Annotated in this window: 13 protein-coding genes; 12 read left to right on the plus strand and 1 reads right to left on the minus strand. The window is 73.0% G+C overall.

Annotation, left to right across the window (positions count from 1 at the left end):
* The first annotated feature begins 77 nt into the window (after positions 1-77).
* The 10 genes from ACK8OX_RS02060 to ACK8OX_RS02105 all read left to right on the plus strand — a co-directional run bounded on the left by ACK8OX_RS02060 (position 78) and on the right by ACK8OX_RS02105 (position 9447).
* The gene (locus ACK8OX_RS02060) at positions 78-2003 is read left to right on the plus strand and encodes an elongation factor G (protein ID WP_430662255.1); all 1926 of its coding nucleotides are present in this window, start codon (positions 78-80) and stop codon (positions 2001-2003) included.
* A gap of 83 nt (positions 2004-2086) precedes the next feature.
* A complete protein-coding gene (locus tag ACK8OX_RS02065) occupies positions 2087-2425 on the plus strand; it encodes an STAS domain-containing protein (protein ID WP_430662256.1) in 339 nt (112 codons plus the stop codon).
* On the plus strand, positions 2418-2858 hold the full coding sequence (locus ACK8OX_RS02070; RefSeq protein WP_430662257.1) for an ATP-binding protein: 441 nt from the start codon (positions 2418-2420) through the stop codon (positions 2856-2858). Before ACK8OX_RS02065 ends, ACK8OX_RS02070 begins: the two co-directional genes overlap by 8 nt.
* A 152-nt stretch (positions 2859-3010) precedes the next feature.
* Entirely contained in the window at positions 3011-4063 is a 1053-nt protein-coding gene (gene pstS, locus ACK8OX_RS02075) for a phosphate ABC transporter substrate-binding protein PstS (protein ID WP_430662258.1), read from the plus strand.
* Positions 4064-4131: 68 nt separating this feature from the next.
* On the plus strand, positions 4132-5118 hold the full coding sequence (gene pstC / locus ACK8OX_RS02080; protein WP_430662259.1) for a phosphate ABC transporter permease subunit PstC: 987 nt from the start codon (positions 4132-4134) through the stop codon (positions 5116-5118).
* Between the two features lie 4 nt (positions 5119-5122).
* Positions 5123-6034, plus strand: coding sequence for a phosphate ABC transporter permease PstA (gene pstA / locus ACK8OX_RS02085; protein ID WP_430662260.1), 912 nt, complete (start codon positions 5123-5125; stop codon positions 6032-6034).
* Positions 6035-6104: 70 nt separating this feature from the next.
* Positions 6105-6890, plus strand: coding sequence for a phosphate ABC transporter ATP-binding protein PstB (gene pstB / locus ACK8OX_RS02090; RefSeq protein WP_430662509.1), 786 nt, complete (start codon positions 6105-6107; stop codon positions 6888-6890).
* Positions 6891-6907: 17 nt separating this feature from the next.
* Positions 6908-7630: a phosphate signaling complex protein PhoU gene (gene phoU, locus ACK8OX_RS02095; protein WP_430662261.1), complete on the plus strand. Its 723-nt coding sequence runs from the start codon at positions 6908-6910 to the stop codon at positions 7628-7630.
* A gap of 13 nt (positions 7631-7643) precedes the next feature.
* The gene (phoB, locus tag ACK8OX_RS02100; RefSeq protein WP_430662262.1) at positions 7644-8357 is read left to right on the plus strand and encodes a phosphate regulon transcriptional regulator PhoB; all 714 of its coding nucleotides are present in this window, start codon (positions 7644-7646) and stop codon (positions 8355-8357) included.
* Positions 8358-8412: 55 nt separating this feature from the next.
* Positions 8413-9447 (plus strand): 1-aminocyclopropane-1-carboxylate deaminase/D-cysteine desulfhydrase, encoded by a 1035-nt coding sequence (locus ACK8OX_RS02105; protein ID WP_430662263.1) that lies wholly within the window; start codon positions 8413-8415, stop codon positions 9445-9447.
* Here ACK8OX_RS02105 and ACK8OX_RS02110 read toward each other — a convergent pair.
* On the minus strand, positions 9417-10436 hold the full coding sequence (locus ACK8OX_RS02110; protein ID WP_430662264.1) for a hypothetical protein: 1020 nt from the start codon (positions 10434-10436) through the stop codon (positions 9417-9419). The two genes, ACK8OX_RS02105 and ACK8OX_RS02110, sit on opposite strands and share 31 nt — an antisense overlap.
* Before the next feature lie 109 nt (positions 10437-10545).
* Between ACK8OX_RS02110 and ACK8OX_RS02115 the strand changes: the two genes are divergently transcribed.
* Together ACK8OX_RS02115 and recQ are read left to right on the plus strand one after the other, a co-directional pair.
* Complete coding sequence (locus ACK8OX_RS02115) at positions 10546-10953, plus strand: OmpA family protein (protein ID WP_430662265.1); 408 nt, start codon at positions 10546-10548, stop codon at positions 10951-10953.
* Positions 10954-11044: 91 nt separating this feature from the next.
* Positions 11045-12874 carry a DNA helicase RecQ gene (gene recQ / locus ACK8OX_RS02120; protein ID WP_430662266.1) on the plus strand — a complete coding sequence of 610 codons (1830 nt, stop codon included), beginning with the start codon at positions 11045-11047 and terminating at the stop codon, positions 12872-12874.
* Positions 12875-12889 lie beyond the last annotated feature (15 nt).

The following is a 12889-nucleotide window of genomic DNA, read 5'->3' on the forward strand; positions in this document are numbered from 1 at the left end:
CGCCCGTCCTGCGCTATCGTCGGGCAGGGGCCGCCGGCCCGCCGGCCTCCCCCCAGCAGGACAGGGAGACGCCGCGCATGACCGATGCCCATCCCCCCCGGTGCGTTGCCTTGACCGGCCCCTATGGCAGCGGCAAGTCCGCCCTGTTCGAGGCGATGCTCGCCGCCGCGGGGCAGCCGGCGCGCCGCACCGGCAACGGCCGGGCGCATGTGCCGGGGACCGAGATCCGCATCGGGCAGGGCGCCTTCCTGGGCGATCCCTGGACCATCCTGGACTGTCCCGGCTCGATCGAGCTGCTGCACGCCTCGGCCTGCGCGCTGGCGGTGGCGGACATCGCGGTCCTCGTCGTCGATCCTGCGCCGGAACGCGCGGCGATGGCTGCGCCCTTCCTGCGGCTGCTGGAGGAAAGCGGCACGCCGACCATCCTGCTGGTCCACAAGGTGGACGTCCTCGGCGGCCGGGTGCGGGACATCGTTGCCGCGCTGCAGGACCACTCCGCCCGGCGCCTGCTGCTGCGCCAGGTGCCCTGGCGCGAGGATGGGCGCGTCGTCGGCTATGTCGACCTGGTCAGCGAACGCGCCTGGCGCTACCGCGACGGCGCACCCTCCGAGGAGGTGCCGGTGCCCGACGCCATGCGCTCGCGCGAGGCGGAGGCCCGCGCAGCCCTGGCCGAGGCGCTGGCCGACCACGACGATGCGCTGCTGGAGGCCATCGTCGAGGACCGCGCCCCCGACCCCGCCGCGCTCTACCGCCCCCTGCACGCCGAGGAAGCGGCCGGCCATGCGGTGGCCGTGCTGCTCGGGGCGGCGGAACATGCGGCGGGGGTGCGGCGGCTGTGGAAGGCGCTGCGCCATGACGCCCCGGACGTGGCGGAAACCGCCGCGCGGCTCGGCATCCCCGCCGGGGCGGAGCCGGTGGCGCAGGTCTTCCGCACCGTGCAGGCCGGCCATGCCGGGCGGCTTTCGCAGGTGCGGCTGTGGCGCGGCGCGGTGCGGGACGGCGGGAGCCTCGGCGGGCAGCGCATCGGCGGGCTCTGGCGCTTTCCGGGCGGGGAGGCGACGAAGGCGACGGAAGCCGTGGCCGGCGACGTGGTCGCGCTCGGCCGGCTGGAGGGGGTGGTCACGGGCGACACGCTGGGCGGGCCGCGGCTGCCCTTCCCCGCGCCGCCCGCCGCCACCTACGCGTTGGCCATCGCGCCCGAGGACCGCAAGGACGAGGTGCGGCTGGGCACCGCCCTGGCGCGGCTGGTGGAGGAGGACCCCTCCCTGGCGGTGGAGCATGTGGCGGAAACCGGGGAGACGGTGCTGAAGGGCCAGGGGGAGCAGCACCTGCGCGCCGCGCTGGAACGGCTGGGCCAGGGCATGCGGATCGCCGCGCGCCGCCCGGGCGTGCCCTTCCGCGAGACCATCCGCCAGAAGGTCCGCCAGCACGCGCGGCTGAAGCGCCAGACCGGCGGGCACGGGCAGTTCGCCGACGTGACGCTGGAAGTGGCGCCCCGCCCGCGCGGCGCCGGCTTCGCCTTCGTGGACCAGATCGTCGGCGGCGCCATCCCGCGCAAGTTCATCCCCGCCTGCGGCGAGGCGGCGGAGGAGGCGGCGCGCAAGGGCCCGCTCGGCAATCCCGTGGTGGATATCGAGGTGACGCTGGTGGATGGCGGCTTCCACACCGTGGACAGTTCCGACATGGCCTTCGCCACCGCCACCCGCATGGCCCTGCAGGAGGCGCTGGCCAAGGCCGAGCCGGTGCTGCTGGAGCCGGTGGAGCATGTTGCCGTCATCGTCCCCGCCGCCTTCACCCCGGCGGCGCAGCGGCTGCTGACGAATCGGCGCGGCCAGATCCTGGGATATGCCGAGCAGCCCGGCCGGCCCGGATGGGACGAGGTGGAGGCGATGGTCCCGGCCGCCGAGCTGCACGACCTGATCCTGGAACTGCGCGGCCAGACCCAGGGCCTCGGCACCTACCGCCACCGCTTCGACCACCTGGCGGAAAGCCGGGGACGGTGAGCCTGTGCCGTCGCCGAATTGTCACGGGACGGGGCGCGTGCTGGGTATAGATGTGCCCGGCATGTTCCGAAGGAGGTTCCGCAGTGCGGTTCGAGGTGGTGGAGATCGGCCCTTCGGCCAACAAGGTCGTGCTGCATGGCCGGCTGGATTCGGCGACGGTGGGCGGGGTGGAAACCCCCTTCACCGCCGCGGTCGCAGCGGCGGGGCGAAGCGCCGTGCTGGACATGCAGGGGCTCGACTTCCTCTCCTCGCTCGGGATCCGGCTGCTGCTGTCGGTGGCGCGGGTCGTCACGCGGCGCGGCGGCCGGGTGGCGCTGTTCGGGGCGCAGCCGATGGTGGCGGAGGTGCTGGGCGCCATGTCGCTCGACGCCGTGCTGCCGCTGTTCGGCACGGAGGAGGAGGCGCTGGCGCACCTTGCCTGAGCCCGGCGCCGGACTGAGGCTTGCGGTCGCACCCGACCTTGCGGCGCTGGAGGCGGCGCAGGAGCGGGTCGCGGATTGGCTGGACGGGCAGGGGGTGGGCCTGGCGACCGCCCGGCGCGTGCGACTGGTCATCGAGGAACTGCTCGTCAACCTGGTCATGCATGGCCGCTACCCCGCCGGGCCGGAGCCCGCGCTGGTGGAGCTGTGCCTTGCGGACGGCGGCGTCACGCTTGCCATCGAGGATCCCGCCGAGCCCTTCGACCCGCGGGAGGAACCAAGCCCCGCCGCCCCGCCATCCCTCGACGACGACCGGCTTGGCGGGCTTGGCCTGCCGCTGGTGCGGCGGATGGCGGAGATCCTGCATTATGGCAGAACGCCGAATGGTTGGAACCGGACGGAACTGCACTTCAGGGTTGTGTCTGCGGGGGGATGAAACTCTCGACAACACGCTTGGGTTGTCTGACCTGTCGTCATCGAAGCTTCACGGGACTGCAATCCAGAGGTCGTGCAGCGCGCCTAGAACCCCGGCGTCACGGGCCGCGACCGAGTCCCTCGGGCCGCCGTCCCAGATCGGAGAGAGACGCAGTGAACAGGCGTACCATTCTTCTCGGCACCGGTGCCGCCCTCGTGCTTCCCGCCCTTCCGGCGGCCGCGCAGCAGGCCACCGTCACCGGGGCGGGCGCGACCTTCCCGCGGCCCGTCTATGAACGCTGGGGCCAGGCGGCGCGGGAGCCGCTCGGCGTCACGCTGAACTACCAGTCGATCGGCTCCGGCGGCGGCATCAACCAGATCACCAACCGCACGGTGGATTTCGGCGCCACCGACGCCCCCCTGTCCGAGGCGCAGCTGCGGGAGAGGAACCTGCTGCAGTTCCCCACCGTGATGGGGTCCGTCGTGCTCATCGTGAACCTGCCGGGGGTGGCCGACAACGCCCTGAAGCTGACGCCGGAGGTCGTGGTCGACCTCTATCTCGGCCGCATCACCCGCTGGAACGACGCGCGCATCGCCGAGCTGAACCGCGACCTGCGCATCCCCAACCTGCCGGTCAGCCCGGTCTACCGCGCCGACAGCTCCGGCACGACCTTCGTCTTCACCACCTACCTTGCGCGCATGTCGGATGCCTGGAAGTCCGGGCCCGGCGCGGGCACCAGCGTGCAATGGCCGGTCGGCCAGGGCCAGCGCGGGAACGAGGGCGTGTCGAACAGCGTCCGCAACACGCCGGGCGCCATCGGCTACACCGAGAACGCCTACGCCACGGTCAACCGCCTGGTCACGACGCAGCTCCGCAACAAGGCCGGCAACTTCGTCCGGCCGGAGATGCCGAACTTCATCGCCGCGGCCGAGCAGGCGAACTGGAACGTGCCGGGCTTCGCGGCGGACCTGATCGACCTCGGCGGCGCAAACACCTGGCCGATCGTCTCCCCCACCTTCATCCTGCTGCCGGTCAACCCCGCGGCGGACAAGGTGGCGGCGAGCCGCAACGCGATGCGCTTCTTCGACTGGGCGTTCCGCAACGGCGCGGATGCGGCGCGGCGGCTGGAATACATCCCGCTTCCCGCCGCCGTGCACGACGCCGTGCGCGCTGCCTGGCCGCAGGTGAAGGCGCCGGACGGCCAGTCGCTCTGGCCGGTCGGCTGAGAACCCGCGGCGGGGCCTGGCACCGCGCCCGGCCCCGCCGCCTCGCACGCAACCGGGGAGAGCAGGCGTTGCAGAGTTCCGTGGCGGGGGCGGCCCCCGTGGCGCAGGCAACGGTCCGGCGCCGCAGCGCCGGCAGCCTGGGCGACAAGGTATTCGAGCAGCTCTGCCGCGGGGCGGGGCTGCTGGTGCTGCTCATCCTCGGCGCCATCATCGTCACGCTGTTCGTCGGCGGGCTGCCGGTGTTCCGGGAATTCGGCGTGCCCTTTCTGTGGAGCACCGCCTGGAACCCGGTGGAGGGGCGCGAGGAGTACGGGGCGCTCGTCGCGGTCTTCGGCACCGTCGCGACCGCCGTGCTGGCCATCGCGCTTGCCGTGCCGGTGGCCTTCGGCATCGCCTTCTTCCTCACCGAACTCGCGCCCGGCTGGCTGAAGCGGCCGGTCGGCACCGCGATCGAGCTGCTGGCGGCGATCCCCTCCATCATCTACGGCATGTGGGGCCTGTTCGTGCTGGTTCCCTTCGTGCAGCTGCACATCCAGCTGGCCTTCGGCGAGGCGCTGGCCGCGCTGCCGCTTGTCGGCTGGCTGTTCGAGAGCAGCAACTACGCCGGCACCTCGGTCTTCGCCGCCTCGCTCGTGCTGGCGATCATGATCCTGCCCTTCATCGCCGCCACCATGCGCGACGTGTTCGAGCAGGTGCCGCCGGTCTACAAGGAAAGCGCCTATGGGCTCGGCGCGACGCGGTGGGAGGTGATGCGCGGGGTGGTGCTGCCCTACACCCGCAGCTCCGTCGTGGGCGGCATCATGCTCGGCCTCGGCCGCGCGCTGGGCGAGACGATGGCGGTGACCTTCGTGATCGGCAACGCGAACCGCCTGCCGGGCTCGCTGTTCGATCCCTCGACCACCATCGCCTCCGTCGTCGCGCTGGAATTCCCGGAAAGCCTCATGGGCAGCCTGAAGCAATCGGCGCTGCTCGCGCTCGGCTTCCTGCTGTTCGTCATCTCCTTCGTGGTGCTGGCGGCGAGCCGCTGGATGCTGCGGTCGCGGCTGAAGGGCTGAAGCGATGGGCACGACCCTCCAGGCCGGGGCGGCCGCCTTCCAACCGAAGGATCCCGCGGTGGCGCGCGCCCTGGCGCGCCGGCGCCGCGCGGTGGATGCCGCGGTGCGCTGGTTCTGCATCGGCGCGACCGCGGTCGGCCTGTTCTTCCTCGCCTCCATCCTGGCGACCCTCGCCTGGCGCGGGCTGGAGGCGATGGATGGCGCGATCTTCACCCGCGCCTTCGAACCCACGACCTATGGCGACGACACGCTGCCGCGCGGCGGGCTGCTGCACGCCATCGTCGGCACGCTGGTCCAGGTCTCGATCGCGACCGCGCTCGGCACGCCGATCGGGCTGCTGGTCGGCACCTACCTTGCCGAATACGCCCGGTCCTCGCCGCTCGGCAACGCGGTGCGCTTCGTGTCGGACGTGCTGCTCTCGGCGCCCTCGATCCTGGTCGGGCTGTTCATCTACCAGCTCGTCGTGCTGCCGATGGGCGGCTTCTCGGGCCTGGCCGGGGCGCTGGCGCTGGCGATCATCGTCATCCCCGTGGTGGTCCGCACCACCGAGGACATGCTCCAGCTCATCCCGAACACGCTGCGGGAGGCGGTGATCGGGCTCGGCGCGCCGAAGTGGAAGATGATCGTGCTGGTCTGCTACAAGGCGGCGGCGTCGGGCATCGTCACCGGCGTGCTGCTCGCCGTCGCCCGCATCGCGGGCGAGACGGCGCCCCTGCTGCTGACCTCCTTCGGGAACAATGTGGTCACGGCCGACCTGTCGCAGGCGATGGCCAGCCTGCCCATCGCGATCTACCAGCAGGCCAATTCCGGCTTCCCGGACCTGATCGCCATCGCCTGGTCCGGCGCGCTCCTGACCACGCTCGGGGTGCTGGCCATCAACGTCGCCGCGCGGTTCCTGCTGCGCCGGAAGAACTGAGAGCGAGAAGGTCCGTCCCATGGGCTCCACGACCGAACCCGCCGCCGCGGATGCCGCCTCCTTCGGGGGGATGCAGGCGCGGTCCGACGCGGCGATCAACGCGGCATCCCGCATCTCCGTCCGCAACCTCGATTTCTACTACGGCGCCAACAAGGCCTTGAAGGGCATCAACCTCGAACTGCCGGACCGCCAGGTCACCGGCATGATCGGGCCGTCAGGCTGCGGCAAGTCCACGCTGCTGCGGGTGCTGAACCGGATGTACAGCCTCTATCCCGGCCAGCGGGCGGAGGGCGAGGTGCTGATGGACGGGCGCAACATGATCGCGCCCGAGGTGGACCTGAACGAGCTGCGCGCGAAGGTGGGGATGGTGTTCCAGAAGCCGACCCCCTTCCCGATGACCATCCACGAGAACATCGCCTTCGGCGTGCGCCTGCACGAGAAGCTGTCGAAGTCGCAGATGGACGACCGGGTGGAATGGGCGCTGTCCCGCGCGGCCATCTGGGGCGAGGTGAAGGACCGCCTGCAGTCCAGCGCGCTCGGCCTCTCCGGCGGGCAGCAGCAGCGGCTCTGCATCGCGCGCACCATCGCGGTGCGGCCCGAGGTGATCCTGTTCGACGAGCCGACCAGCGCGCTCGATCCCATCAGCACGCTGCGGATCGAGGAGCTGATCGACGAGCTGAAGCGCGACTTCACCATCTGCATCGTCACGCACAACATGCAGCAGGCCGCGCGCTGCGCCGACCAGGTCGCCTTCTTCTACCTGGGCGAGCTGGTGGAGGTGGCGCCCGCCGCGCGCATGTTCACCGCCCCGCGGGAGAGGCGGACGCAGGAATACATCACCGGCCGCTTCGGCTGAGCAGGGGGAACGCAAGGATGCCGATGGACCGGCCCGACCACATCGTCCGCTCCTACGACGAGCAGCTGCGCCGCCTGCGCGACATGGTCGCGCGCATGGGCGGCATCGCCGAACGCCAGGTGCATGATGCGACGCAGGCGCTGGTGCGGCGCGACGCCGCGCTTGCCGCCGAGGTCGTGGCGCGCGACGTCCAGCTCGACCAGCTGGAGCGCGAGATCGAGGCCTTCTGCATCCGCATCCTCGCCACCCGCCAACCTATGGCGTCCGACCTGCGCTTCATCGTGGCGGCCATGAAGGTCAGCCACGACCTGGAACGCATCGGCGACTATGCGCGCAACGGCGCGAAGCGCAGCGTGGTGCTGGCGCAGCAGCCCGCGCTCGGCAGCCTCAACGGCTTCCAGCGCATGTCGGTGCTGGTGCAGGAGAACCTGAAGCTCGCGATCGATGCTCTGGTGAACGACGACGCCGACGCGGCGCAGCGGGTGTGGGCGTCGGACGAGCCGATCGACAACGTCTACAACGGCATCTTCCGCGAGATGCTGACCCACATGATGGAGGACCCGCGCAACATCACGGCCGCCATCCACCTGCTGTTCATCGCCAAGAACCTGGAACGCATCGGCGACCACGCGACCAACATCGCCGAGACGGTCCACTACGCCGTCCGCGGCGACAGCCTGCCGGAGGACCGGCCCAAGGCCGACGCCTCCGCCTATGCCGTCGTCCGGCCGCCGGAATGAGGGGAGAGGTCCGATGCCGGACGCCACGGGCAACCTCGCCAGGCCGATCATCCTCGTCGTGGAGGACGAGGCGCCGCTGCTGACGCTGCTGCGCTACAACCTGGAGAAGCAGGGCTTCCGCGTGGAGGAGGCCGCCGACGGGCAGGAGGCGCTGCTGCGCGTCGCCGAGTCCCGGCCGGACCTAATCCTGCTGGACTGGATGTTGCCGGCGCTGTCCGGGCTCGAGGTCTGCCGCCAGATCCGCCGCAAGCCCGCCACGCGCGACCTGCCGATCATCATGGTGACCGCCCGCACCGAGGACCAGGACGCGGTGCGCGCGCTCGACACCGGCGCGGACGACTACATCGCCAAGCCCTTCGCAATGGAAGCCCTGCTCGCGCGCATCCGCGCGCTGCTGCGCCGGTCGGGCAGCGTCCCCGTGAAGGGACGCATCGCCTGGCGCGACATCACCATGGACCAGGACGCCCACCGGGTGACCCGCAACGGCCGCGCGCTTCATCTCGGCCCGACCGAGTACCGCCTGCTGGAATTCTTCCTCCAGCACCCCGGCCGCGTCTTCACGCGCGAACAGCTGCTGGATGCGGTCTGGGGGCGCGACATCCATGTCGAGCCGCGGACGGTGGATGTCCACATCCGCCGGCTCCGCAAGGCCGTGAACGGGGAGGGGGAGGAGGACGTGATCCGCACCGTCCGCTCCGCCGGCTACTCCCTCGACACCGAGGGCTGAGGCGCAGCGTGCCGCGAGGGATAGGCGCGCGGCACCGGGCGGCTATGCTCGGCCCGTGCCGCCCCGCATCCCGCTTGCCGCGACCCCCACCCCCTACCAGTCCGCGCCGCGGCTCGCCGCCGCGCTCGGGCTGAAGCGGCTGCATGTGAAGCGGGAGGACCTGGCCGGCCCCGCGCTCGGCGGCAACAAGATCCGCTCCATCGAGCTGATCCTGGCGGAGGCCCGCGCGGCCGGCGCCGACACGGTGCTGACAACCGCCGCCAGCCAGTCGAATTTCTGCCGGGCCCTGGCGGGCTGCGCGGCGCGGGTGGGCCTGCGCTGCCGGCTGCTGCTGCGCGCCGCGGGCGGGAGGGAGGAGACAGGCAACCTGCTGCTGATGCGGCTGTTCGGGGCGGAGCTGTCCTGGACGGACGCGACCGACCCGTGGGACCCCGCCATCGCGCTGCGGCTCGAGGCGGAGGCGGAGGCGGTGCGCGCGGCGGGCGGTGTGCCGCATCTCGTGCAGCTGCCAGGGCGCACCGCGCCGCTCGCCGCCGCCGCCTGGGCGCTGGCGGCCGAGGAGCTGGCCGCGGATTTCGAGGCCGCGGGCAGCGCGCCGGACGTGCTGGCCCTGGCCTGCGGGTCGGGGCTGACGCTGGCGGGCCTCGCGCTCGGCTTCGCGCAGTTCGGGATGCCGGTGCGCCTCCTCGGCGTCTCGGTGCAGCAGCCGGCCGCCCGGCTCCGGCCCTGGGTGGAAGGCGTCGTCGCGCGCGCGGGGGCGCTGCTGGGCTGGGATGCCGCCGGCGCGATGGATGCGGTGACGATCACGGACGACCAGGCGGCGCCCGGCTATGCGCGGCCGAGCGAGGCGGGGATGCGCGCCCTCGCCCTCGCCGCCACCAGCGAATCGCTGGTGCTCGACCCGGCCTATACCGGCAAGGCCATGGCCGGGCTGGCGGCGGCCGTGGGGGGGCTGCTGCCGCGCGGCGGGTCGGCGGCCTTCCTGCATTCCGGCGGGACGCCGACGCTGTTCCAGCAGGCCGGCGCGGTTGCGGCGTCACTGGGCGCCGCCGGGGCCGGTCACCTGCCGGGCGGGCCCTCCACGCGGTAGAGCGCGCGGAGCGACAGGCGGCGGATCGCGTTGCGCGCCAGCGCCTCGATCTCCCGCCGGTCGGTGGTCTCGGGGTCCACGGTCAGCCAGGCGGCCGCAAGGCGGCGCCAGAAGACGCCGAGGTCCAGCAGGCGGTCGCGATAGGCTTCCTGTTCGCGGACCAGGCGCGTCGGCGCCTCCGGCGGCAGGGGGCGGCGCATCGCGGCCTCGGCCGCCGCCGCCAGCGCCTCGGCCGTCAGCCGCGGGCGCGAGATCTCCGGCAGCAGCGCGCCCAGCGCGCGGGTCAGCAGGTCGGTCGCCCAGCGGCGGTCGCTGCCCAGCACGTCGCGCGTGCGGCGGACCATGCGTTCCATCGCGGCGTAGTCGGGCTGGGAGTCGCGGGCGGCGAGGGTGCGGGCATGGGCGTCCGCCAGCTTCTGCAGGCGGCGGGCGAGCGGCGCCATCGTGCCCATGGGGAAGCCGCCTTCGGTGACGCAGCGCGCGACCGCGGCCTCGAACATCGCAGGGCCGGGCGGGACGCGGCGCATCGCCTCGGCCAGGGCCACCCCCTCCTCGCCCGCCGCGCCGGCCAGGCGTTCGACCAGCGCGGCGGTCGCGGCCTGGAGGTGGTGTTCCTCCGGCGGCTCCGGGTCCTCCTCCAGCAGCGGGCCCGGGATAGGGTCGCCCGGCGCGATGCGCTCCGTGCAGCGGAGCGCGGCCGGCACCAGCCGCAGCAGGCGGAAGTCCCGCGTGCCCGGCGCGATGTCGAGCAGCCGGTGCGCCGCTTCCATGTCCGTGACCAGGCGCAGGTGCCGGAAGCTCCGCACCACTGCGACGGTGCCGCCCGCGTCACGCTCGAAGGCGAGGCCCGGCTGGCGCAGCACGGGCGAGGCGAAGTCCAGCCGGGGGGGCGGCCAGGCCTCGCCCTCGGCCACGCCCGGAAACCGCACCGGGTCGAAGCTCCGGGCGTCGGGCAGGGTGGGCGGGGGGCTCGCGGCGAGGTCGGGCACGGCGGCACACTGGCCGGGAAGGGATTAACGCCGGGTGCCGACCGGTCCGCATTGACGCTCGGGGCGCGGCGGGCGACCAATGCCCCGAGAATCCCGTGGGAGTCCCCTCATGCGCCGTCGCGCCGCCCTCGCCGCCCTGCCGCTCTCGCTGCTCGCCGCCTGCTCCGCCACCGACCCGCTCGGCGCGGACCTTTCCCGGCAGCCCGTCCGCGTCGTCTTCTTCGAGGATGACAGCATCGCGCTGCGTGAACAGGCGCTGGCCGTCGTGCAGGATGCGGCGCAGGTCGCCGCGCGCTACCCCGGCCAGGTCGTGCGGGTGATGGGCTTCGTCGCCCCCGACCCCACCCATGCGCCGAGCGTCGCCCTGTCCCGCGCGCGGGCGGAGCATGTCGCCGCCGAGCTCGCGCGCTTCGGCGTGCCGCGCGGCCGCATCCAGATCCAGGGCCGCGGCGCGGTCCCCTTCCAGTCCGCCGAGGTGGAGAGCCGCCGCGTCGAGATCCATATCGGCCCGGCCTGAGCCGCGACGCCGCCCCGCCAGGGGGCGACGCGCACCGGAACGGCCGCGCATCGCCGGCTGACGCCACGGCCCCGGCATGGCATGGGACGCCATGCCCGATGATGGTCGATTCCCGATCGAGACGCTTCAGCCCGATCCCGTCGATGTCCTGAGCCGCGTCTTCGGCCACCCCGGCTTTCGCGGGCGGCAGGAGGAGGTGGTGCGGCACGTCGCCGCGGGCGGGTCGGGCCTCGTGCTGATGCCGACGGGCGGCGGCAAGTCGCTCTGCTTCCAGGTGCCCGCGCTGTGCCGCGACGGCACGGGCATCGTCGTCTCGCCGCTCATCGCGCTGATGGAGGACCAGGTGGCGGCGCTGCGGCAGCAGGGCATCGCCGCCGCCGCGCTGCATTCGGACCTCCCGGAGGGCGAGGCCCGCAAGGTGCTGGCCGACCTCCATGCGGGCGAGCTGAAGCTGCTCTACGTCTCGCCCGAGCGGCTGACGCTGGAGGGGATGCTGTCGCGCCTCGAAGGGCTGCCCATCGCGCTGTTCGCGGTGGACGAGGCGCATTGCGTCAGCCAGTGGGGCCACCACTTCCGGCCGGAATACCGCGGGCTCGGCGTGCTGTCCGAACGCTTCGCCCGCACGCCCCGCCTGGCGCTGACCGCCACCGCCGATCCGCGCACGGTGGAGGACATCCGCCGCCAGCTCGGCCTCGACGAGGACCCGGTGTTCCGCGGCGGCTTCGACCGCCCGAACATCCGCATCGAGGCGAGCCCGCGCGACCAGGAACGCGGCCAGCTGCGCGCCTTCCTCAAGGAACATGCGGGCGTGGGCGGCGCCGGCATCGTCTATTGCGGCACCCGCGTCAAGACCGAGCAGACCGCCGAATGGCTGCGCGCGGACGGCCACGATGCGCTGTGCTTCCATGCCGGCATGGATGCCGGCGCCAAGCGCGACGCGCATCGCCGCTTCGCGCGCGGCGATGCGGTGGTGATGTGCGCGACCATCGCCTTCGGCATGGGCATCGACCGCCCGGATGTGCGCTGGGTGGTCCATCTCGACCTGCCGCGCAGCCCGGAGAGCTGGTACCAGGAGATCGGCCGCGCGGGGCGCGACGGCCTGCCGGCGCGCGCCCTGCTGCTGTACGGTGCGGGCGACATCGCGCTGGCCCGCCACCGGATCGAGGAGAGCCCCGCCGACCCCGCCCAGAAGCGGATCGAGCGCCAGCGGCTCGACGCCATGGTCGCGATCGCGGAGGCCGCGACCTGCCGCCGCCAGCTGCTGCTGCGCTGCTTCGGGGAGGATGCGTCGGAGGATCGCTGCGGCAACTGCGATGTCTGCCAGGACCCGCCGCGCCTGTTCGACGGCACCGTCGCCGCGCAGAAGCTGCTTTCGGCCGTCTACCGCACCGGGCAGCGCTTCGGCGTTGGGCATGTGGTGGACGTGCTGCGCGGGCGGCTGACGGACAAGGTGGCGCAGTTCGCGCATGACCGGCTGCCCACCTTCGGCGTCGGCAAGGACATGGCGGATGCGCTCTGCCGGTCCGTGGCCCGGCAGCTCGTGGCGCGCGGCGCGCTCGACGTCGCGGTGGAGAACCATGGCGAGCTGGTGCTGACCGACGGCGCGCGCCCGATCCTGAAGGGCGAGGAGAAGGTGATGCTGCGGGAGGAGGTGGCGCGGGTCGGGCATGCCCCGCGCGGCGCGCGGACCGGCGCGGCCGCGACCCCCGGCGACCCGCTGTTCGAACGCCTGCGCGAATGGCGGAAGGCCGAGGCCCAGGCCCAGTCCGTGCCGGCCTATGTCATCTTCCAGGACCGCACCCTGGCCGAGATCGCGGCCAGCCGGCCCCGCAGCCTGGACCAGCTGGGCACCATCCCCGGCGTCGGGCGGACCAAGCTGGACCGCTACGGGGCGGCGGTGCTGAAGGTGCTGTCGGACTGAGAATCAGTTGCAATT

It is taken from the genome of Falsiroseomonas sp. CW058 (assembly GCF_050563535.1).
Lineage (GTDB): Bacteria > Pseudomonadota > Alphaproteobacteria > Acetobacterales > Acetobacteraceae > Falsiroseomonas.

What these genes read in the sequence shown, in the direction of transcription:
- ACK8OX_RS02060 (WP_430662255.1), top strand. Translation starts at nt 78, where the DNA reads ATGACCGATGCCCATCCCCCCCGGTGCGTTGCCTTGACCGGCCCCTAT.
- pstA (WP_430662260.1), top strand. Translation starts at nt 5,123, where the DNA reads ATGGGCACGACCCTCCAGGCCGGGGCGGCCGCCTTCCAACCGAAGGAT.
- pstB (WP_430662509.1), top strand. Translation starts at nt 6,105, where the DNA reads ATGCAGGCGCGGTCCGACGCGGCGATCAACGCGGCATCCCGCATCTCC.
- phoU (WP_430662261.1), top strand. Translation starts at nt 6,908, where the DNA reads ATGCCGATGGACCGGCCCGACCACATCGTCCGCTCCTACGACGAGCAG.
- phoB (WP_430662262.1), top strand. Translation starts at nt 7,644, where the DNA reads ATGCCGGACGCCACGGGCAACCTCGCCAGGCCGATCATCCTCGTCGTG.
- ACK8OX_RS02115 (WP_430662265.1), top strand. Translation starts at nt 10,546, where the DNA reads ATGCGCCGTCGCGCCGCCCTCGCCGCCCTGCCGCTCTCGCTGCTCGCC.
- recQ (WP_430662266.1), top strand. Translation starts at nt 11,045, where the DNA reads ATGCCCGATGATGGTCGATTCCCGATCGAGACGCTTCAGCCCGATCCC.